Raw genomic sequence first — 19,834 nt, forward strand, 5'->3', positions numbered from 1 at the left:
AACCCCGGCGGGCGCGACGCCGAGATATCGCGTGCGATTCGTCGCCTCCGCTGACAGGCGAGGATGGTCGGGTGCCTCTCCTCGTTCGCCCGGCCGTCCTCGACGGTGCCGATCTCGGCCTGGTCGCTGCGATGCTGGCTGACTATCACGCGCAGACCGAGGGCGAGAAGGTCGAACAGGGGCTCGCCGAGCGGGGCCCGTTGCCCGAGCGTTACGCGGCCGAGGTGCGCGACCCTGCGGCAGCCTTCGCAGGCGCCGAGGTGATCGTCGCAGAGCGCGACGGCAGCGCGATCGGGATGGCGGTGCTGCACCGGTCGGGATCGGATCTCGAGATCAAGCGGCTCTGGGTCGCGCCCGCGGGGCGTCGCTCCGGCGCCGGGTCGACGTTGCTGACGGATGCCGCCGACCGCGCGCGTGCCGTCGGTGCGACCGGACTTCGCCTGTCGGTCTGGGACTGGCGTGCCGACGCGCTCGCCCTCTACGCGCGGCAGGGCTTCGTCGAGGCGCCGTCATGGGAGTCGCGCGATCGGCTCGTGTGCCTCCGCCTCGTGCTCTGACCCGCTGTCGTCGGATGCGAGGGATGCCGGCGCCGCGAGGCATCCGAACGTGGCCGCACGTGCGAACGGACCGGTGCGCCCTCAGCAGCACCCGGCCCGTCCGGGTCGATCAGGAGCGCGTGTCTCCGAAGACGTCCTTCTCCATGGCGTCGTAGCCCTCGCGCTGCGGGTCTCCGTGCAGGCCGCCGGAGAGCGCGTACTCCTCCTCGGGCGAGAGGATGAGGCGCTTGCGGCCGTAGACGGCGAAGCCGATGAAGATCACGACGTAGACGATGATGATCGCGATGATCGCGAGGAGGAACGCCTCGTTGAACAGCAGCCCGATGAACACGATCGCGGCGATGATGCCCGCCGAATAAGCGCCGAACAACCCCCACGGGCTCTTGTAGGGCCGCGCGGCGTTCGGGAACTTCTTGCGCAGGATGATGAACGACACCATCTGCAGGAAGTACGCGACCACGGCGCCCCACACCGCGATGTTCAGCACGATCGCGCCGGCCGGGCTCGCGTCGCCGCCCGCGGCCTGCAGGATCACGAGAGCGATGAAGCCGAGCACGGCACCGAACGTGAGCGCGACCCACGGGGTCTGACGCTTGCCGGTCAGTGACAGCCAGCGCGGGTAGTACCCGGCCCGCGAGAGGGAGTACATGTTGCGTCCGTAGGCGAACATGATGCCCATCAGCGAGGCGAACAGGCCGATGAGGGCCAACAATGACAAGATCGCGGCGGCCTGATCGGGCAGGAACGCCTGGAACCCTTCGAGCAGGGGCTCCGTAGACGGCGCCGTGGCCTCGGCGCCGAGGACGCCTGTGTTGAGGAACAGGACGATGAGGCCCGTCACGATCAGCGTGCCACGGGCCCAGAGGCCGGCGCGGGGGATGTCGCGGGCGGGGTTGTGCGACTCTTCGGCAGCCAGCGGGAGCTCCTCGATACCGAGGAAGAACCACATCGCGAACGGCAGAGCGAGCAGCACCGCACCGATGCCGTGCGGCAGGAACTCCGAGGAGCCGAATGCTGCAGGATCGGGGGTGATGTTCCAGAGCGAGTTCCAGTCGAACGTGTTCGACGCGAGGGCCATCACGCCGAAGACGACGATGATGCCGATCGAGATGACCGAGACGACGATTGCGAAGCCGAACGAGACGGCCGCGCCGGCGGCATTGAGGCCGATGAACAGCGCGTACAGGATGACCCACCACAGCCACGGCGGCAGGCTCACACCGGTGAGCAGGTTCAGCGCCTTGTCGGCGTACGAGCCGGAGAAGTAGACGACGACGGCAGTGGTCGCGACGTACTCGATCGTCTCCGCGAGACCGGTCGCGAGCCCTCCCCACGGCCCCATCGCGGAACGCGAGAACGAGTAGGCACCGCCGGTGTGCGGCATCGCGGCGGCCATCTCGCCGATCGAGAAAGTGAGTCCGTAGTACATGAGCACGAGCACGGCGAAGGCGATCAGCATGCCGCCGAAACCGGCGAAGTCGATGCCGAAGTTCCACCCCGAGAAGTCGCCCGAGATGACGGCGGCGACGGCGAGGCCCCAGAGCCCCCAGACTCCAGCGGAGCGCTTCAGGGTGCGTTTCTCGAAGTAGCCCTCTTCGGCTCGGGCGTAGCGCACGCCGCCGGTCGCGGGGGGAGTGGTGCTCGGATTCGTCATGAGACCTCCTGGCTGCGGGTCGGCGCGAGGCGCGCCGTCGGGTCGGCGCGCTGGCTCACGCCTTGCGGAAGAGTGTGGCGTCTATTGGTACGCCATGTCTACCTTTGGGATGTAGCGTTCTCGTTACAGCCCCACGACGATCCCGCACAGTGCACGACGGAAGGACCACGGATGCCCGGAAACCTGACGGTGGACGAACTCGCCGATGCGATCGCTGCCGACGAGATCGACACGGTGATCGTCGCCTTCCCCGACGCGCAGGGACGCCTCGTCGGCAAGCGCGTCGCGGGCCGCTTCTGGCTCGACGAGGTCGCCGGGCACGGCGCCGAGGTCTGCGACTACCTCCTCTCGGTTGACGTCGACGTCAACACGATCGACGGCTACGAGATGTCGGGCTGGGACAAGGGCTACGGCGACCTCGTGCTCCGCCCCGACATGGCGACGCTCCGCCGCATCCCCTGGCAGCCGGCGACCGCGCTCGTCATGGCGGATCTGGACTACGTGCGCGGCGGCGCGGTCATCCAGTCGCCCCGCGGCATCCTGAACGCGCAGCGTCAGCGCCTCGCCGACCGCGCACTCGTCGCCTACTCGGGTACGGAACTCGAGTTCATCGTCTTCGACGACTCGTTCCGGGATGCCTGGGCCAAGCGTTACGTCGGACTGCAGGCATCCACCGACTACAACGTCGACTACAACCTGCTCGCCACGACCCGTCTCGAGCCGCTGCTGCGCGACATCCGCCGTGGCATGGAGGGTGCCGGGCTCTACTGCGAGGGCGTGAAGGGCGAGTGCCACGACGGGCAGCAGGAGATCGCGTTCCGCTTCGCCGAGGTGCTCGAAACGGCCGACCAGCACACGATCTACAAGAACGGTGCGAAGGAGATCGCCGACGCCCACGGCAAGTCGCTGACCTTCATGGCCAAGTTCGATCAGCGCGAGGGCAACAGCTGCCACATCCACCTGTCGGTCCGCGGCGAGGACGGCGAAGCGGTCATGGCGGGCGACGGCGAGCACGGGTTCAGCCCGCTCATGGAGCACTGGATCGCCGGCATCCTCGCGACGCTGAAGGAGTTCACGCTGCTCTACGCGCCGACGATCAACTCGTACAAGCGCTTCGCGAAGGGCTCCTTCGCCCCCACGGGCATCGCGTGGGGCGTCGACAACCGCACGTGCGCGCTCCGGGTCGTCGGGAAGGGGCCGTCGCTGCGAGTCGAGAACCGCGTGCCGGGCGGCGACGTCAACCCCTACCTCGCCATCTCGGCGATCATCGCGGGCGGTCTGCACGGCATCGAGCACGAGCTCGAGCTGCCCGCACCGCTCACCGGCAACGCCTACGACTCCGACGTCGATCACCTGCCGACGACGCTGCGGGAGGCGGCGGACCTGTTCGAGGCCTCCGAGATCGCCCGCGCCGCGTTCGGCGACGAGGTCGTGGCCCACTACCTGCACCAGGCGCGAGTCGAGGTCCTCGCCTACGACGCCGCCGTGACCGACTGGGAGCGCATCCGTGGCTTCGAACGTCTCTGATCCCGCGGGCGGTCGCCGCCCCGTCATCGGACTCACCACCTACCTCGAGCGCGCGGTGCAGGGGGTGTGGGACGTCCGTGCGAGCTTCCTGCCGCAGCAGTACTTCGACGCAGTGACCGCCTCGGGCGGCGTCGCCGTGCTGCTTCCGCCGCAGCCGTCGGCCCAGGCCGCGGCGGCGGTCGTGCTCGACGGACTCGACGGACTCATCCTGACCGGCGGACTCGACGTGCAGCCCGAGCTGTACGGTGCGCCCCGGCATCCGCTCACCGACCCTGCCCGCGCGGACCGCGACGAGTGGGAGCTCGCCCTGCTCGCCGGCGCGCGGGAGCGCGGCATCCCGGTCTTCGGCATCTGCCGCGGACTGCAACTCATCAACGTCGCCTACGGCGGCACGCTGCATCAGCACCTTCCCGAAGCCGTCGGGACCGAGCGCTACAAGATCGGCGGCGGTGTCTTCGCCGAGAACACCGTCGAGGTGGATGCCGACACGAAGCTCGCGGGCCTCATCGGCGCCGGTCCCTACGGCGTCCACAGCTACCACCACCAGGGCGTCGACCGCCTCGGCGAGGGGCTCGTCGTCACCGCCCGCACCGACGACGGGCTCGTGCAGGCGTTCGAGACACCGGGCGACGACTACCTCGTCGCGGTGCAGTGGCACCCCGAGGAGAACTCCGCCGATCGGCGCCTCTTCCTCGGCCTGGTCGCCGCCGCCGACGCCTACGCCGCCTCGCACCGGGGAGTCTCCGCATGAGCGCCTTCACCGTCCTCAACCCCGCGACCGGCGCCGCCGTCCGCGACGTCGCGCTCGCCTCGGTGGAGGAGACGGATGCCGCGGTCGCCCGCGCCGTCCGCGCGCAGCGCGCGTGGGCCGAGCTGGCCCCCGTCGCCCGCGCCGATGCGCTCCGGAACTTCGCGCGCGTGGTCGAGGACCACGTCGAGGAACTCGCCCAGCTCGAGGTGCTCGAGGCGGGGCATCCGATCTCGTCCGCCCGGTGGGAGGCCTCGCACGTCGCGCAGGTGCTCAACTACTACGCCGGTGCGCCGGAACGCCTGATCGGAAGCCAGATCCCCGTCGCCGGCGGGCTCGACGTGACCTACCACGAGCCGTACGGGGTCGTCGGGATCATCGTGCCGTGGAACTTCCCCATGACGATCGCGGCGTGGGGCTTCGCGCCCGCGCTCGCCGCCGGGAACGCCGTCGTGCTGAAGCCCGCCGAGATGACCCCGCTGACCGCGATGCGCCTCGGCGACTTGGCACTCGAGGCGGGGCTGCCGGACGGCGTCTTCACCGTCATCCCCGGCGCCGGTCCCGTCGTCGGGGAGCGGTTCGTGACGCATCCCGACGTCCGCAAGGTCGTGTTCACCGGGTCGACCCGCGTCGGAACCGAGGTCGCCGCGGGCTGCGCGCGCCAGCTCAAGCCCGTGACGCTCGAGCTCGGCGGCAAGAGCGCCAACATCGTGTTCGCCGACGCCGACCTCGAGGCGGCCGCCGCGGCCGTCCCCGGCTCGGTCTTCGACAACGCCGGGCAGGACTGCTGCGCCCGCAGCCGCCTGCTCGTCGAGCGCTCGGTGTTCGACCGGTTCCTCGAGCTCGTCGAGCCCGCCGTCGCCGCATGGCGCGTCGGCGACCCGAACGACGAGTCGACCGAGATGGGCCCGCTCATCTCCGCCGCACAGCGCGATCGCGTCGCCGGGTACGTCGATGGTGCCGACGTCGCCTTCCGCGGCGCCGCCCCCGAGGGTGCCGGGTTCTGGTTCGCTCCGACCGTCGTGCTCGCCGGGCGGGGCGACCGCATCGCGACGGAAGAGGTCTTCGGACCCGTCGTCGCGGTGCTGCCGTTCGCCGATGAGGCCGACGCGATCGCTCTCGCCAACGACACCGTCTACGGGCTCGCGGGCTCGATCTGGACGCGCGACCTGGGTCGCGGCATCCGCGTGTCCCGAGGCGTGCAGAGCGGCGTGCTGTCCGTGAACTCGCACTCGTCGGTGCGCTACACGACCCCCTTCGGCGGCATGAAGGCCTCGGGTCTCGGCCGCGAGCTCGGACCCGACGCGGCCGAGCACTTCACCCAGACCAAGAACGTCTTCTACGCCACCTCCTGACCCGGAAGGACTTCCCCGAATGGATCTCACCCAGCGCCTGCGCGACCGCGTCGCCATCATCACCGGCGGTGCCAGCGGCATCGGCCTCGCGACCGCGCGGCGGTTCGCCGCCGAGGGGGCCCGCGTCGTCATCGCCGACCTCGACCCCGTGACCGGCCAGAAGGCCGCCGACGAGGTGGGCGGCGTCTTCCGCCAGGTGAACGTCGCAGACCAGGCATCCGTCGACGCGCTCTTCGACGGCGTCGCCGCCGACCTCGGTTCGGTCGACATCGCCTTCAACAACGCCGGCATCTCTCCCGCCGATGACGACTCGATCGAGACCACCGAGCTGCCCGCGTGGGACAAGGTGCAGGACGTCAACCTCAAGAGCGTCTACCTCTGCTCGCGCGCCGCGCTGCGCCATATGGTGCCGGCGGGCAAGGGCTCGATCATCAACACGGCGTCGTTCGTCGCACTGCTGGGCTCGGCCACCTCGCAGATCTCGTACACCGCCTCCAAGGGCGGCGTCCTCGCGATGACCCGCGAGCTCGGCGTGCAGTTCGCCCGGCAGGGCATCCGTGTCAACGCGCTCTGCCCCGGACCGGTGAACACGCCGCTGCTGCAGGAGCTGTTCGCCGCCGACCCCGAGCGCGCCCAGCGACGGCTCGTGCACGTGCCGATGGGCCGCTTCGCCGAGCCCGAAGAACTCGCCGCCGCCGTCGCCTTTCTCGCCTCGGACGACGCCTCGTTCATCACCGCGAACGCGTTCGTCGTCGACGGCGGCATCACCAACGCCTACGTGACGCCGCTGTGATCGCGGCCGCGTCGTCGCCGGATCTCGGCCGCACCGTCTACCGACCGGTGCGCGGCGGCAACGCGCTCGAGGACACCGTCGCACGGCTCGTGCAGACCGTGCGGCTCGGCGTGGTCGCGCCGGGGGAGTCCCTCCCCTCGGAGCGCGAGCTCGCCGAGCGCTACGGCGTGAGCCGTGACACCGTGCGGCAGGCGATCGGCGAGCTCGCCGACGCCGGTTACGTGGTGCGGCGGCGGGGGCGATACGGCGGCACGTTCGTGGCCGATCCCCTCCCCGTGCCCGCAGGCCCGGTCGACGCGGCCGAACTCGAAGACATCCTGGGCCTGCGCCGCGTGCTCGAAGCGGGCGCCGCGCGCGCCGCTGCGTCGCAAGCGTTGACGGATGCCGCCCGCTCCGCGCTCGAGCAGCATCACCGCGCGACCGTCGGAGCCGCAGAGGGGGAGTACCGCCGGCTCGACTCGCTGCTGCACCTGGCCATCGCGGAGGCAAGCGGCATCCCGTCGCTGCTGCCCCTGGTCGTCGAGAACCGGGCGCGCATCAACGCCTGGCTCGACACGTTCCCGCTGCTGCCGCGCAACATCGAGCATTCCGACGCGCAGCACGAGCGGATCGTCGCGGCGATCCTGGCGGGGCGGGCGGACGCGGCCGAGGCCGCCGTGCTCGAGCACCTCGCCGGGTCGGAGGCGCTGCTGCGAGGGTTCTTGGGCTGAGGTCGCGGCCCGCACGGTGACGGATGTCCGGCCGCTGGGGGCGATGTGGCGTTCGGGGCCGCGTCTTGTCACGTCTGCACCGGCCGCCGTGCATCCGTCACGCTCCGACTGGTGCCGCCGGGGCGAATCTGGTGTGCTGAGCGGTGATGATGCGGCCCGGGATGATTCAGCGGCGTGCCGCCGAGGCGGCCGGATGGGGTGCGGCGCTGGCTCTCGCGCTCATCGCCGTGGCCGTCGTCGCCTCGACGAGTTCGTGGCTGCTGTACCGCGATGGGGATTCGGTCGTCGTCGCGCTCATGGCGGATTCACTGCGGCGCGGGGACTCGCAGGACTGGGCGCTGTCACCCGTGCTCTTCCTGCCCGAGACCACGGTCTACGCGGCGCTGTCGTTCCTGGGGCTCGGCACGACAGGGACGCTCACGCTCAACGCCGTGGTCAACCTCCTCGCCGTGTACGGCGTGATCCGCCTGGTCGCCGGGCGCTCCCGGCCGGGCTCGCGGCCCGTGACGGGGAGCGTTCTGGCGTTCGCGGCGTTCGTCGCGCTGGTCCTCCTCGAAGGACCCGACGGGATGCCGGGGTTCCACCTCGCGCTGCTGACGGCGACGACGACCTACTACTCCGCGACGGTCGTCGGCACTCTTGTCACCGTGGGTCTGTTCCGGCGGCTGCTGGACGGCGCGCCGGCCGTTCGTGTCGTGCCCGTCATGGTGGGCGTCGTCGCGATCTCGACCCTCACGAATCCCCTCTTCGTCGTGTGGTGCGTCGGACCGGTCGCGGTGACCGTCGGCATCCTGCTTGTCGGGCGCAGGATCGTGCCGCGTCTCGCCTTCGTGACGCTGCTCGCGGTCGCGGGCGCGGCGGCGGTCGGCTACCTGCTGCGGGGGTTCTTCGCGGCGAACATCGTCGCCGCCGGCAGCGACTACCTGCGCCCCGACCAGGCGGGTGCCGCGCTCGCCCGTCTCTCCGGCGTGCTCGGCGACACGGTGGTCTCCGTGAACGGACTCCTCTGGCTCGCCGTGGTGCTCGCACTGTTCGCGGCGAGCGTCGTCGTCGCGGTGCGGTCGTGGCGTCGGCGTGACGGCGTCGTCGCGGCCGTCTGCGTCCTCGCGGTCGTCGCGCCGATCGCGGCGACCGCCCTCGTCGTCGTGGCCGGCACCGACGCCGATCGCTATCTGCAGCCGTGGGTGTTCCTGCCGGTGGTGGTGCTCGCGGTGGCGCCACCCGTCCTGTCGGTCCCTCGCGCCCTGAGCGCGAGTCTTGCCGGCGTGCTCGCTATCGCCGCCGTCGCCGCGGTTCCTGTGACCGTCGCCGCCGCGGGCCGCCCGGACGCCGATCTCGCGTGCGTCACCCGCTGGGTCGAGGCATCCGGCCGCACCGGTGCGGGGCAGTTCTGGACCGTGCGCGCGCCGAAACTCGCCCTCACCGACTCGTCGCGCCTGGTGCAGGTCGACAACACGATGCGCCCCTACGACTGGCTCGTCAACCGCGCCGAACGTCGCGGACCGGTGACGTTCCTGATCCAGGATGCCGCGACCGTCCCCTTCGCCGGTGTCTCGACGTTCGACGCGACGCCCGTCCGCTGTGGTCGCTACACGATCCTCGACTTCGGCTCGCGCGTGCTGCCGCTGGGCGACCCCCGCAACTGAGCCCGGCGTCGGCGGTGCCCGGTGCATCGGCGAACGCGCGGCGCGCTAGTCGAGCGGTGCGACGTCGACCTGCACGCGCAGGGTCGAGGTCTTCGCCTCGGTGAAGATGATGCCCGTCACCGGTGAGACGTCGCCGTAGTCGCGGCCCCACGCGACGGTGACGTACCGATCGTTCGCCCACTGATTGTTCGTCGGGTCGATCGCGAGCCACTGGTCGGTGCCGGGCAGCCACACCGCGAGCCACGCGTGCGAGGCATCCGCCCCGAAGACGCGCGCTTTGCCGGGCGGCGGCTGCGTCGCGAGGTACCCCGAGACGTAGCGCGCCGCGATGCCGTGACCGCGCAGGCAGGCGAGGGCGACGTGGGCGAAGTCCTGGCAGACGCCCGCCCGCTTCGTCATCGCATCGCCCACGGTGCTCGTCACGGTCGTCGCGGTCTTGTCGTAGTCGAAGTCGCGGAAGATCCGCTGCATCAGGTCGGTCGCGGCTTCACCGATCGGCCTCCCCGGTATCAGTGACTCGGCCCCGTAGGCGAGGGCTGCCTCGTGGTGCGCGACCCGGGCGGACTCGAGCGCATACTCGGTGGCCTCGACGGCGCCGTCGAGTTCGGGATGCCGCAGCGGCCGCGCGAGCTCCCATGACTGCGCGAGCGCCTCGGCGTCGTACTCGGGCACCGCGACCGTCACCTCGCTCGACGCCTCGATCGTCAGCGCCTCGTGCGGATCGGTCACGTGGAAGTACGTCGACGAGTTGCCGAACCAGTCGGTGCGGGGGGAGATGTCGCCCGGGAGGGGGTCGACCGTCACCTCGGAACCGGCGATCCGCTGCCACGGCAGGTCGCGCGGGCGCAGGTGGAACTGGCCGATGCTGTCCTGCACGGCGTCGCTGTAGGTGTACGCCGTGCGATGCCACACGCGGTACCGGGTCATGCGCGCGCACCCATCAGCTCGACGAGCGACAGCTCGGTCATCGACACCGCCGGCGGGCCGGCCTCGAAGTGCAGGTCGCCGATCGCGTCCGATAGCTGCTCCAGCTGAGCGCGGACGCCCTCGAGCCCGTCGACGAGCCGCTCGCGGCGTCCCCCGACGACCGCCGTCATCTCGAGCACCTCGATCTCGGCGAGCTCGGTCTCGAGCTGGTCAAGCAGACGCTCCGCACGCGACGAGCCGGTCGAGGCGGGCATGGCGGCCAGGTGGCCGCGCAGGGTCTGCAGCGAGAACGCGAGCGAACGAGGGTTGCCGCGGTCGAGCAGCAGCAGCTCGGCGACATCGGCCGCTCGCATCGCACCGCGGTAGCGGCGGCGGTGCGTCACGACGCTCTCGGCCGTCAGCAGCAGCGATTCGAGCACTTCGCGGTCGGTTCGCGGACTGCGACTGGCCGACAACGCCGACGACAGCAGGGTCGTCAGTTGCAGGCCGCGCTCCAGGTAGCGACCGGCCTCCATCATGTGCCAGCCGGGGTCGCGGATCATGTTGGCCGTCACGCCGTAGAGAGACAGCATCGAGGCGAGCATCCGTCCCGCGGATTCCGCCGTCCGGTGCGGATGCGGCGCGGTCCGGAGCGCGCGCACCGCGCGTTCGATGTTCGAGAAGACGCGCCACGTGTCGCCTGAGAGCTGATCGCGCACCCCCTCCATGGCGTCGCGGAGGCGCGCGATCGAGTGCGCCGCCGATCCGGGACGCGCGGCATCCAGCAGCAGCGACCGGAACTCCGCCTCGGGTTCGCTCGCCCGCGTGCCGGCGAGGGTGTGTATCGCTGCGAGCAGCACGCGCACGCTCTCGCCCGCCTGGCCCGCCCGGTGGGCGCCGGGCTGGTCGAGCGCCGCCTGAGTCGAGATCACGAGACGCAGGAGATCCTCGGCGCGCTCGGCGTAGCGGCCCGTCCAGAACAGGTCCGACAGCGCGCGCGGCGCGAGGGTCGGGTCGCTTCTGGTCGTCGGCAGGGATGCCACGTCGACGATCCCCTGGTCGGCTTCCGCCTCGTCCGACTTCAACACCCACACGTCCTTCGTGACGGGCGCCGACTCGGGTGCGGACCGCACCGTCGCCAGGCCGCCCACGAGCGGACGGTACGTCGACCCGAAGCGGATCGCGAAACCCCGCAGGGTGACGGGCAGAGCGGATGCCGCGCCACGGGCATCCCACACCGGGACCTGCGACAGGGCCAGCTGCTCGACCGCGGCGAACCGGTGCGGCTCGCGCACCAGGCGGGCGCGCAGCTCGGGGTCGGCCGCGTCGAGGCGGCGACGGGGGTCGTCGATGTGGCGCAGTTCGAGCGTCGGGTCGCCGGCGGTCAGGCGCGGGAGGGCGTCGGCACGGGCGTCGGGGTCGCCGAGCCACCAGGCGGGGACGGACGGCAGACGCAGTTGCTCACCGAGGAGCCGTTCGCAGACGGCGGGCAGGTAGGGGAGGAGCGCGGGGTTCTCGAGCACCCCGGCGCCGAGTCCGTTGACGACGCGCACGTGCCCGCGGCGCACCGCCTCGGCGAGGCCCGCGACGCCGAGCCGCGATCCCGAGCGGAGTTCGAGCGGGTCGCACCACTCGGCATCCACCCGTCGGAGGATGACGTCGACGCGCTCGCGTGGGGCGCGCTGCGGCCAGCCGGCGGGCTTCATCCACACTGCGCCGTCACGGACGACGAGGTCGCTGCCCTGTACGAGAGGGAAGCCGAGCGCGTTGGCGAGGAAGGCCTGATCGAACGCGGTCTCGGACAGCGGGCCGGGGGAGAGGACGACGATCCGGGGACTGCTCGCCCCCTCGGGGGCCGCAGCGATGAGCGCGGCACGGAGGGCGGCGAAGTAAGGGTCCATGCGGTGCAGGGTGCCCTCGTCGAGCAGGTCGGGCAGCACCTGCGAGATGACGCGCCGGTTCTCGGCGGCGTACCCGAGGCCCGACGGCGCCTGCACGCGGTCGGCGAGCACGTGCCATTCGCCGGCGGCGTCGCGACCGAGATCGGTCGCCGAGAGCAGCAGGTCGGGCGGCGGGTTCTCGTCGCCGGCGCGCGCCATCGCGCGGAGGAACCCGGCGTGACCGAGGATGACCGCGGCCGGCACGATCCGCTCGTGCAGCACGACCTGCGGTCCGTAGAGGTCGGCGAGGAGGGCGTTCAGCAGCTCGGCGCGCTGCGCGAGGCCGACGTCGAGGCGTGCCCAGCCCGCGGCATCCAGGACGAAGGGCATCGGGTCGAGTTGCCACGGTCGCAGGTCGTCTCCCGCACGTGCGTACGAGACGCCGTCGTCGGCGAGGAACCGCGAGATCTCGCCGTCGACGCGTTCGAGCTCTTCGCGGGTCAGGCCGAGGGCGAGTGAGGCGAGCCCCTGCCAGGCGGGACGCAGTGCGCCGTCGCCGTCGACGACCTCGTCGTAGCGTGGCGCTGTCGACGCGAGCGACAGCGTCGGTTGCGACACGGCCGCGGCATAGTCACGGAGCACACTCACGGGGTCACCTTCCTGGGTCAAGCGTAGGGGCACGCGACCGGTCGATCCGCGCGTGCGACCGGTCGCACGCGAATACAGTGGGACGCATGACGGGACCGGACTCCACCTTCGCCGTCCGCCCCGCGCGGACATCCGACGTCCCCCGCATCCAAGAGCTCCTCGAGCCGTGGGTCCAGCGGCGCATCCTGCTCGGCAAGGAGCGCGTCACCCTCTACGAGACCGTCCAGGAGTTCGTCGTCGCCGAGGCGGGCGACCGCCTCGTGGGGTGCGGCGCCCTCCACGTGATGTGGGAGGACCTCGGCGAGATCCGCACGCTCATCGTGGCCGACGACTGGCTGCACCGCGGGGTCGGCGGGGCCGTCGTCGACCTGCTCGAGGAGAACGCGCGGGCGCTCGGTCTCAGCCGGCTGTTCTGCCTCACGTTCGAGGTGCCCTTCTTCTCACGCCGCGGGTTCGCGGAGATCGGCGAACAGGTCGTCGACCCCGATGTCTACTCGCAGCTGCTCCGCAGCGCCGACGAGGGCGTCGCCGAGTTCCTCGACCTCGCGCACGTGAAGCCCAACACCCTGGGCAACACCCGCATGCTCAAGCAGTTGTAGGCGCGCCGGACGGTCCACCGCCGAGGCCGCGCTTACCCTGGGACGCGTGAGCAGCCAGACCCCTCGTCGCCGGCCGTCGCCGGCCGTGTACCGACGACGTCGGCTCGCCGTGTTGCTGCTCGCCGTGCTCATCGTCGGCGGCATAGTCGCGCTCGTCGTGGGTCAGCCCTGGCGGGCGATGACGGATGCCGCATCGCGGCCCTCCGGCGAAGGGGCGGCATCCGCCGGCCCGACCGCGTCGTCCGACGCGCCGCTGCCGACGGCGACGGGTGTCACCCCCGTGCCGTCGGGTACGCCGAGCCCGCGCGTCACCTCGTCGGCGGACGGCGACACCGGTGCGCCCGGTGACGACGACGGCGGGAGTGCGAGTGACGTGCCCGCCTGCACGACCGGCGATGTGACGGTCACCGCCACCACCGACAAGACGTCCTACGGCACGGGTGAGCTGCCGAAGCTCTCGATCACGCTCGTCAACGACACGGACCAGCCCTGTCTCATCAACGTGGGGACGGCCGCTCAGACGTTCGAGATCACCAGCGGCACCGATACCTGGTGGCGGTCGACGGACTGCCAGACCGAGCCGAGTGATCAGATCGTGCAGCTCGACGCGGGCAAGACCGTGAAGAGCTCGGCTCCGATCGTCTGGGACCGCACACGATCGGCCGTCGACACCTGCGACGGCGACCGACAGAAGGCCCTGCCCGGCTGGTACAACCTGGCCGTGACGATCGGGGGGATCGGCTCCGCCGAGCCGGCCTCGTTCACCCTCCGCTGAGCAGGGGCTCCGGCACAGCGTCTTCTGAGAAATTTCTCATGAGAGATGGGCTGTCCCGCGGTGCTCGAGTGTGCGTACCCTGGGGTTCAGCTCACGGCGGCTCTCCTCCACTGGTCCCCAGCAGCGGAGTCCCGCTACCCCCCCCCAGGCGGGACGTCGGATCCCCCGGGTCGCCGGCGAGCGATGGGCCCTCTCGACTTCTCCAGTCCCCAATGGGGAGTTCGAGAGGGCCCCCTTCTTTTTCGTGCTCGCCGGCGCCCGCGATGCGCGGATCGGCGGCGCGCGGCATCCCGCTTAGGCTGGGGGGATGGCCGGGAAGAAGCGCGAGAAGAAGCCGCTCGAGTTCCGCAACACCGCACTCGCGGACGCGCTCCAGACGCAGGACATGGCTGCCCTCGCGTTCGCCCTTCGACACGGACCGACGGTCGTGCCGCTGCTGCGCCCCGGCGCCCGCGACGACCCCCGTGATTCGGGTGAGGTCTGGACGTACCGCGATCCGGCCACCGGCGACGTCGCGCTCCTCCTGTTCAGCGATGCCGCGAACAAGCCCGCATCGCTGCCGCCCGGTGTCGGGCTGCAGTCTCCGGCGTGGCTGCGGGCGTTCCTCGGCACCTACGGTGACGAGATCACGACCGTATTCTTCGACATCGCCGGTCCGCACGCGATGCAGGCGTCGCCGGCCGACCTGATCGCGGCGCTCGACGCCTGATCCGCCTCGGAAGCCCGACCTGCCTCAGAAGCCTGACCCGACTCAGAAGTCGGGCCGGTCGTCCCGCGTCGGTGCGTGGTGCCGTGCTCGCTGATTGAGGGCGTCCCGGAGCGTGCCTGCACTCGCATCGATGACCGCTTTGTACCCCAGTCGCGCCGCCTCGGACCGTCGCTGGTCGTGCTGGGTGACGCGGCGGATCTCGCCCGACAGGCTCAGCTCGCCGATCGCCGCGAGCTTCGCGGGGTTCGGCCGCTCGGCTGCAGCGCTCGCGATGGCGAGGGCGATGGCGAGGTCTGCGGCCGGTTCGGTGAGGCGCACCCCGCCGACCGTGGAGACGTAGACGTCCTGGTCCGACAGCTTGATGCCGGCGCGCTTCTCGAGCACGGCGAGCACCATCGCGACACGGGCACCGTCGACACCGCTCACGATCCGGCGAGGGTTCGGAGCCGACGTGTGGAGAGTCAGGGCCTGCACCTCGACGGGCAGCGCACGACGACCCTCGAGGGCCACGGTCACGCACGTGCCGGGCTCGCTGGGACGCGTGCTGAGGAAGAGTGCGCTGGGATCGGGGACCTCGGCGATGCCGTCGCCGGCCATGTCGAAGCAGCCGACCTCGTCGGTGGCGCCGAAACGGTTCTTGAGCGCCCGCACGAAGCGCAGCGACGTCTGCCGGTCGCCTTCGAAGTGGCAGACGACGTCGACGAGGTGTTCGAGGATGCGCGGCCCCGCGACCTGACCGTCCTTCGTGACGTGTCCGACGATCACGACCGGCAGGTCGCGCTCTTTCGCGACGCGGATGAGGGTGGATGCCACCTCCCGCACCTGACTCGGCTGCCCTGCCGCCCCGTCGATGAGCCCTGACGAGACGGTCTGCACCGAGTCGACGATCAGCAGGTCTGGTCGCACGTCGTCGATGTGCCCGAGCGTCGTGGCCAGGTCGGTCTCGCTGGCGAGGTAGAGCTCGTCGTGCAGCGCGCCGGTGCGTTCTGCGCGCAGGCGCACCTGGCCGAGGGACTCCTCGGCGCTGACGTAGAGGACGCGCCGCCCGGCGCGCGCGCTCTGCGCGGCGACCTCGAGCAGGAGGGTCGATTTGCCGACCCCCGGCTCGCCGGAGAGCAGGATCGCCGCGCCGGGGACGATGCCGCCGCCCAGGACGCGGTCGAACTCCCCGACGCCGCTCGAGCGGCGCGGCGTCTCACGCGTGTCGATCTCGGTGATGCGACGCGCGCTCCGCGTCGGGGCGATCGGGGTGACGGATGCCGTGATCCCCGTCTGCGTGGCGGCTTCGACGACGGTGCCCCACTGCTGGCACTCGCCACAGCGGCCGACCCATTTCGCGGTCGTCCAGCCGCACTCGGTGCAGCGGAAGGCCGCGGTTGGTGCGGGTCGTCGTGAAGCCATGTCCTCAGGCTAATCACGGCATCCGACATCGCCGGCGGGCACCGCTCTTGTTCGTCCAATAGATATGCAATATATTGCGTATCGCTGGCGTTACCTCGACCAGACCTCGACTGGGGGTCACCGACAGAGAAGGAAGAGACTTATGACCACTGCAGACATCACCAACGTCGTCCTCGTCCACGGCGCTTTCGCGGACGGATCCGGCTGGCGCCGCGTCTACGATCTGCTCACCGCCCGCGGCTTCCGGGTGTCGATCGTGCAGAACCCGCTCACCTCGCTCGAGGCCGACGTCGCCGCGACCACGCGCGTCCTCGACCAGCAGGACGGCCCAGCGATCCTCGTCGGCCACTCGTGGGGTGGCACCGTCATCACGCAGGCGGGGATCCACCCGAACGTGGCGGGTCTCGTGTACGTCTCGGCGCTGATCCCCGATGCGGGGGAGTCCTCCGGTCAGCAGTACGAGGGCTTCGCCGCGACCCCCGAGTTCGTCATCGACGTGCGGGACGACGGCTACGGCTACCTCGCCCGGGATCACTTCGGTGCCGGGTTCGCCGCCGACATCGCCGAAGCGGATGCCGCCTTCCTCGCCGACAGCCAGGTGCCCGTCAACATGTCGGTCTTCGCCGAGCCCGTCACGGCGGCGGCGTGGCGCGACAAGCCGAGCTGGGCCGTCATCGCCACGGAGGACAAGGCGTTCGACCAGGCGATGCTCCAGCACATGGCCTCGCGCGTCGGAGCGCAGATCACGAACGTCCCCGGCAGCCACGCACTGTTCATCTCGCAGGCCGAGACGGTCGCTCGAGTGATCACCGATGCCGCGGGCTCCGTGCGCTGATCCGCGCCTGCCGAATCGAGGAGGAGTCTGATGAGTGTCGCCCTGTTCGCCGTCCCCCTGTGGGTCGAGCTCCTCGCCGCCGGGCTGGGCGGGCTGCAGGGCGCCCTCGTCGCGGCGGAGCACCGTCACCAGCGCATCGATGTGTGGGGCGTGCTCGTCATCGGTCTTCTCGTCGCACTCGGGGGAAGCCTGCTGCGCGACGTCGTCCTGAATCAGCCTCCCGTCGTGATCTGGCAGAACTGGTATCTGCTGGTCGCGGCGGGAGGCGCTCTGGTGGGGATGGGGCTGCAGGCGGTCGTCTCGCGACTGACGTGGCCGCTGACCGTCCTCGACGCGATCGTCATGGGGATGTTCGGCGCCATCGGGGCGTCGAAGGCCCTGGCTCTCGATGTCGGCCCCGTCGGCGCGGTCGTCGTCGGGGTCATCGGCGCGATCGGCGGGGGGATGCTGCGCGACGTCGCACTGAACCTGCCGTTCTCCTTCCTGCAGGTCAGCACGCTGTACGCCGTCGCCGCCGCAGCGGGGGTGACCGTGCTCGTGGTGCTGAACGCGTTCGCGGTGCCGATTCTCGTCTCCGGACTGGCCTGCATCGCGGTCACGGTGACCGTACGTGTCGTCGCCGTCGCGTTCGTATGGACGTTCCCCGAGCCCGGTTCGCTGCGACGCTCGCGCGCGGCCTGACCCTCTCGGGTCAGCGCAGCGAGGCGGCGACCGCCTTCAGGGCGTCGGCGGAGCGGTGGAAGAGCGCCAGCTCGTCGTCCGAGAACGAGGTCTCGAGGATCGGGCGGGCTCCCGCGCTGCTGACGACGGAGGGAACCGAGAGTGCGATGCCGTCGACGCCCTGGAAGTCGCTCAGGACGGTCGACACGGGCATGACGGCGTGCTGGTCGCCGAGGATCGCCTCGACGATGCGTGCGCTCGACAAGCCGATCGCGTAGTTCGTCGCTCCCTTGCCGCGGATGACCGTGTAGGCGGCATCCCGCACATCGACGGCGATGCGGTCGAGCTCCAGGGCCGTGAAGGGCGGCTGGCCGTCCAGTGGCTGCCAGTCCAGGATCGGGACGGTGCCGATCGTCGCGCGCGACCAGTGCGGGAACTCGGTGTCGCCGTGCTCGCCGACGATGTACGCGTGGACGCTCGAGGTCGACACCCCTGCGCGCTGCGCGAGCTTCCAGCGCAGGCGCGACGTGTCGAGCACGGTGCCCGAGGCGAAGATCCGCTCGGGCGGGAGCCCCGTGACCTCCTGGCCGATGACGGTGAGCACGTCGCACGGGTTCGTGACGATGACGTACACGGCGTTCGGGGCGACCTCGAGCAGCTCGGGCAGCATCCGCTTCAGGATGCCGGCATTCACCCCGGCGAGCTCGGTGCGGGTCTGCCCGGGGTTCTGCTTCGCCCCGGCGGTGATGACGACGACGTGGGAACCCGCGGCGACCGAGACGTCGGACCCGCCGGAGATGTCGCTCGACCCGGTGAACTGCGCGCCGTGGGCGAGGTCGAGGACCTCCGCCTCGACCTTCTCGGCGGCGATGTCGTAAAGGGCGACGTGTCGGGCCGATCCGCGGATCAGCGCGGCGTAGGCGACGCTCGATCCGACGGCGCCCGCGCCGACGACGGTCAGTTTCGAGTTCTCGATGACGCTCATACCGTCAGTGTGGCAGTCGACGGATGCCGGCGGCCCGGATCCAGCCGTGCAAATCAGATGGGCTGCGCGTCGGCCGCCGCGGGCCGGCGGATCCCGAGGAAGGAGACGAGCGCGCCCGCCACCATGAGGATCGCGGTGATCAGCGCGGCACGGTGGAAGCCGTCGAGATCCAGCGATCCGCCGATGATGACAGCGAGCAGCGCGATGACGACGAGTCCGGCGATGCGTGAGACGGCGTTGTTCGTCGCCGAGGCGATGCCGGAGCGCTCGCCGCCGATCGCGCCCAGGATCGTCGAGGTCAGCGGCGACACCGTGACGCCGAGCCCCAGGCCGAAGACGATCAGACCGGGCAGGACCTGCGTCCAGTAATCGAAGTCCTTCTGGACGGCGAGGAGCATCAGCGCTCCCACCGCCATCACGAGAGGGCCGACGGTCATGAACAGGCGCGGACCGAACCGGTTCACCCATCCGCCCACGACCGAGCTGAGCGCGATCAGGGCGAGCGTCGTCGGCAGGCTCGAGAGCCCGGCGAGTGTCGCGCTGAGGCCCGCGCCCTGCTGCAGGTAGACCCCGACGACGAAGCCGTTGAGCGAGAGGGCCGCGTAGATGAAGAAGGTGGCCAGGTTGCCGGTCCAGAAGTTCCGGACGCGGAAGATCCCGAGCGGCAGGATGGGCGAGCGCACGGTGCGCTGACGCAGCAAGAACGCCGCGAACAGCAGGATGCCGGCAGTCAGCGGCATCCAGATCGCCGGATGCCCCCACCCCAGGTTCGGCTGTTCGATGAGCGCGAAGACGATGCCGCCGAGGCCGAGTGTGCAGAGGGCCGCGCTGACGAGGTCGATGTGCGCGTCGTCGCGCCGTCGGTCGACGTCGCCGAGGCGCGTCAGGAGGACGAAGGTCACGGCGATCGGGAGGATGTTGACGAGGAAGGCGAAGCGCCACGACAGCAGGTCGACGAACAGGCCGCCGATGAGGGGTCCCGCGAGGTTCGCGCCCGTTGTCCACGCCGTCCACTGGCCGATCGCCCGCGCCTGCGCCGGGCCGTTCAACAGCGACGTGATGAGGGCGAGCGAACTCGGTACGAGGAACGCACCTGCCGCGCCCTGCAGCGCGCGGGCGATGATGAGGACGACCGGGTCGGGAGCGAGGCCGACGCCGATCGACGCGATCCCGAAGCCGATGAGGCCGATGCGGAGGACGAGCACCCGACCGAACGCGTCGCTCACCGACCCCGCGAAGAGGATGAGCGAGCTCAGGGTGAGGAGGTAGGCATCCACCGCCCACTGCTGCGTGGACAAGCCGCCGCCCAGCTCGTCCCGGATGGCGGGGAGCGCGACGTTCACGACCGTGCCGTCGAGGAACGCGACAGCCGACGCGAGCGCTGCGATCGCGACGATCAGCCCGAACCGGGGGGATGTCGTCGGAGCGCTCACAGGCTCACGTTAC

The 19,834-nt window shown here is 70.9% G+C and carries 18 protein-coding genes; 12 read left to right on the forward strand and 6 right to left on the reverse strand.

The genetic code is table 11. The annotated features are described in order from the left end of the window. Positions 1 to 71 precede the first annotated feature (71 nt). On the forward strand, positions 72 to 557 hold the full coding sequence (locus MRBLMI1x_RS04120) for a GNAT family N-acetyltransferase (protein ID WP_018185727.1): 486 nt from the start codon (positions 72 to 74) through the stop codon (positions 555 to 557). 109 nt (positions 558 to 666) lie between these two features. On the opposite strand, the gene MRBLMI1x_RS04125 is transcribed toward MRBLMI1x_RS04120, so the two are convergent. Beyond that, positions 667 to 2,211 carry an amino acid permease gene (locus MRBLMI1x_RS04125; RefSeq protein ID WP_363456357.1) on the reverse strand — a complete coding sequence of 515 codons (1,545 nt, stop codon included), beginning with the start codon at positions 2,209 to 2,211 and terminating at the stop codon, positions 667 to 669. 171 nt (positions 2,212 to 2,382) lie between these two features. On the opposite strand from MRBLMI1x_RS04125, the gene MRBLMI1x_RS04130 reads away from it, so the two are divergent. The 6 genes from MRBLMI1x_RS04130 to MRBLMI1x_RS04155 all read left to right on the forward strand — a co-directional run bounded on the left by MRBLMI1x_RS04130 (position 2,383) and on the right by MRBLMI1x_RS04155 (position 8,990). Beyond that, on the forward strand, positions 2,383 to 3,738 hold the full coding sequence (locus MRBLMI1x_RS04130) for a glutamine synthetase family protein (RefSeq protein ID WP_336125723.1): 1,356 nt from the start codon (positions 2,383 to 2,385) through the stop codon (positions 3,736 to 3,738). Beyond that, entirely contained in the window at positions 3,719 to 4,489 is a 771-nt protein-coding gene (locus tag MRBLMI1x_RS04135) for a gamma-glutamyl-gamma-aminobutyrate hydrolase family protein (protein ID WP_116227979.1), read from the forward strand. The genes MRBLMI1x_RS04130 and MRBLMI1x_RS04135 overlap by 20 nt, the downstream gene beginning before the upstream one ends. Beyond that, complete coding sequence (locus tag MRBLMI1x_RS04140; protein ID WP_363456363.1) at positions 4,486 to 5,841, forward strand: aldehyde dehydrogenase family protein; 1,356 nt, start codon at positions 4,486 to 4,488, stop codon at positions 5,839 to 5,841. Before MRBLMI1x_RS04135 ends, MRBLMI1x_RS04140 begins: the two co-directional genes overlap by 4 nt. A 19-nt stretch (positions 5,842 to 5,860) precedes the next feature. After that, a complete protein-coding gene (locus MRBLMI1x_RS04145) occupies positions 5,861 to 6,634 on the forward strand; it encodes a 3-oxoacyl-ACP reductase (RefSeq protein WP_116227981.1) in 774 nt (257 codons plus the stop codon). Next, positions 6,631 to 7,344: a FadR/GntR family transcriptional regulator gene (locus MRBLMI1x_RS04150; protein WP_363456367.1), complete on the forward strand. Its 714-nt coding sequence runs from the start codon at positions 6,631 to 6,633 to the stop codon at positions 7,342 to 7,344. Before MRBLMI1x_RS04145 ends, MRBLMI1x_RS04150 begins: the two co-directional genes overlap by 4 nt. Positions 7,345 to 7,505: 161 nt before the next feature. Then, a complete protein-coding gene (locus MRBLMI1x_RS04155) occupies positions 7,506 to 8,990 on the forward strand; it encodes a hypothetical protein (RefSeq protein ID WP_363456370.1) in 1,485 nt (494 codons plus the stop codon). 45 nt (positions 8,991 to 9,035) lie between these two features. Here the strand turns inward: MRBLMI1x_RS04155 and MRBLMI1x_RS04160 are convergent, their stop codons facing one another. Then, a complete protein-coding gene (locus MRBLMI1x_RS04160; RefSeq protein ID WP_363456373.1) occupies positions 9,036 to 9,917 on the reverse strand; it encodes a transglutaminase family protein in 882 nt (293 codons plus the stop codon). Next, a complete protein-coding gene (locus MRBLMI1x_RS04165; protein WP_363456376.1) occupies positions 9,914 to 12,424 on the reverse strand; it encodes a circularly permuted type 2 ATP-grasp protein in 2,511 nt (836 codons plus the stop codon). The genes MRBLMI1x_RS04160 and MRBLMI1x_RS04165 overlap by 4 nt, the downstream gene beginning before the upstream one ends. A gap of 86 nt (positions 12,425 to 12,510) precedes the next feature. Between MRBLMI1x_RS04165 and MRBLMI1x_RS04170 the strand changes: the two genes are divergently transcribed. From MRBLMI1x_RS04170 to MRBLMI1x_RS04180, 3 genes are all read left to right on the forward strand, one after another. Beyond that, positions 12,511 to 13,023 carry an amino-acid N-acetyltransferase gene (locus MRBLMI1x_RS04170; RefSeq protein ID WP_363456379.1) on the forward strand — a complete coding sequence of 171 codons (513 nt, stop codon included), beginning with the start codon at positions 12,511 to 12,513 and terminating at the stop codon, positions 13,021 to 13,023. A 46-nt stretch (positions 13,024 to 13,069) separates the two neighbouring features. Then, complete coding sequence (locus tag MRBLMI1x_RS04175; protein WP_363456382.1) at positions 13,070 to 13,798, forward strand: hypothetical protein; 729 nt, start codon at positions 13,070 to 13,072, stop codon at positions 13,796 to 13,798. A gap of 307 nt (positions 13,799 to 14,105) precedes the next feature. After that, a complete protein-coding gene (locus MRBLMI1x_RS04180; RefSeq protein ID WP_018185715.1) occupies positions 14,106 to 14,507 on the forward strand; it encodes a hypothetical protein in 402 nt (133 codons plus the stop codon). Between the two features lie 42 nt (positions 14,508 to 14,549). On the opposite strand, the gene radA is transcribed toward MRBLMI1x_RS04180, so the two are convergent. Beyond that, positions 14,550 to 15,908: a DNA repair protein RadA gene (radA, locus tag MRBLMI1x_RS04185; protein WP_018185714.1), complete on the reverse strand. Its 1,359-nt coding sequence runs from the start codon at positions 15,906 to 15,908 to the stop codon at positions 14,550 to 14,552. Between the two features lie 142 nt (positions 15,909 to 16,050). Here radA and MRBLMI1x_RS04190 point away from each other — a divergent pair, with 142 nt between their 5' ends. Further along, positions 16,051 to 16,743 carry an alpha/beta fold hydrolase gene (locus tag MRBLMI1x_RS04190; protein WP_311868864.1) on the forward strand — a complete coding sequence of 231 codons (693 nt, stop codon included), beginning with the start codon at positions 16,051 to 16,053 and terminating at the stop codon, positions 16,741 to 16,743. Positions 16,744 to 16,773: 30 nt separating this feature from the next. After that, positions 16,774 to 17,424: a trimeric intracellular cation channel family protein gene (locus MRBLMI1x_RS04195; protein WP_363456387.1), complete on the forward strand. Its 651-nt coding sequence runs from the start codon at positions 16,774 to 16,776 to the stop codon at positions 17,422 to 17,424. A gap of 10 nt (positions 17,425 to 17,434) precedes the next feature. Here MRBLMI1x_RS04195 and MRBLMI1x_RS04200 read toward each other — a convergent pair whose 3' ends face one another. Then, positions 17,435 to 18,388, reverse strand: a complete 954-nt coding sequence (locus MRBLMI1x_RS04200; RefSeq protein WP_363456390.1) for an L-lactate dehydrogenase — start codon at positions 18,386 to 18,388, stop codon at positions 17,435 to 17,437. A gap of 53 nt (positions 18,389 to 18,441) precedes the next feature. Further along, positions 18,442 to 19,821 carry an MFS transporter gene (locus MRBLMI1x_RS04205; RefSeq protein ID WP_363456393.1) on the reverse strand — a complete coding sequence of 460 codons (1,380 nt, stop codon included), beginning with the start codon at positions 19,819 to 19,821 and terminating at the stop codon, positions 18,442 to 18,444. Positions 19,822 to 19,834: the final 13 nt, after the last annotated feature.

Origin of the sequence: Microbacterium sp. LMI1x-1-1.1 (genome assembly GCF_040676205.1) — a bacterium.
Lineage (GTDB): Bacteria > Actinomycetota > Actinomycetes > Actinomycetales > Microbacteriaceae > Microbacterium > Microbacterium aquilitoris.

What these genes read in the sequence shown, in the direction of transcription:
- radA (WP_018185714.1), bottom strand. Translation starts at nt 15,908, where the DNA reads ATGGCTTCACGACGACCCGCACCAACCGCGGCCTTCCGCTGCACCGAG.
- MRBLMI1x_RS04145 (WP_116227981.1), top strand. Translation starts at nt 5,861, where the DNA reads ATGGATCTCACCCAGCGCCTGCGCGACCGCGTCGCCATCATCACCGGC.
- MRBLMI1x_RS04200 (WP_363456390.1), bottom strand. Translation starts at nt 18,388, where the DNA reads ATGAGCGTCATCGAGAACTCGAAACTGACCGTCGTCGGCGCGGGCGCC.
- MRBLMI1x_RS04140 (WP_363456363.1), top strand. Translation starts at nt 4,486, where the DNA reads ATGAGCGCCTTCACCGTCCTCAACCCCGCGACCGGCGCCGCCGTCCGC.
- MRBLMI1x_RS04125 (WP_363456357.1), bottom strand. Translation starts at nt 2,211, where the DNA reads ATGACGAATCCGAGCACCACTCCCCCCGCGACCGGCGGCGTGCGCTAC.
- MRBLMI1x_RS04180 (WP_018185715.1), top strand. Translation starts at nt 14,106, where the DNA reads ATGGCCGGGAAGAAGCGCGAGAAGAAGCCGCTCGAGTTCCGCAACACC.
- MRBLMI1x_RS04160 (WP_363456373.1), bottom strand. Translation starts at nt 9,917, where the DNA reads ATGACCCGGTACCGCGTGTGGCATCGCACGGCGTACACCTACAGCGAC.
- MRBLMI1x_RS04170 (WP_363456379.1), top strand. Translation starts at nt 12,511, where the DNA reads ATGACGGGACCGGACTCCACCTTCGCCGTCCGCCCCGCGCGGACATCC.
- MRBLMI1x_RS04130 (WP_336125723.1), top strand. Translation starts at nt 2,383, where the DNA reads ATGCCCGGAAACCTGACGGTGGACGAACTCGCCGATGCGATCGCTGCC.
- MRBLMI1x_RS04190 (WP_311868864.1), top strand. Translation starts at nt 16,051, where the DNA reads ATGACCACTGCAGACATCACCAACGTCGTCCTCGTCCACGGCGCTTTC.
- MRBLMI1x_RS04195 (WP_363456387.1), top strand. Translation starts at nt 16,774, where the DNA reads ATGAGTGTCGCCCTGTTCGCCGTCCCCCTGTGGGTCGAGCTCCTCGCC.
- MRBLMI1x_RS04155 (WP_363456370.1), top strand. Translation starts at nt 7,506, where the DNA reads ATGATTCAGCGGCGTGCCGCCGAGGCGGCCGGATGGGGTGCGGCGCTG.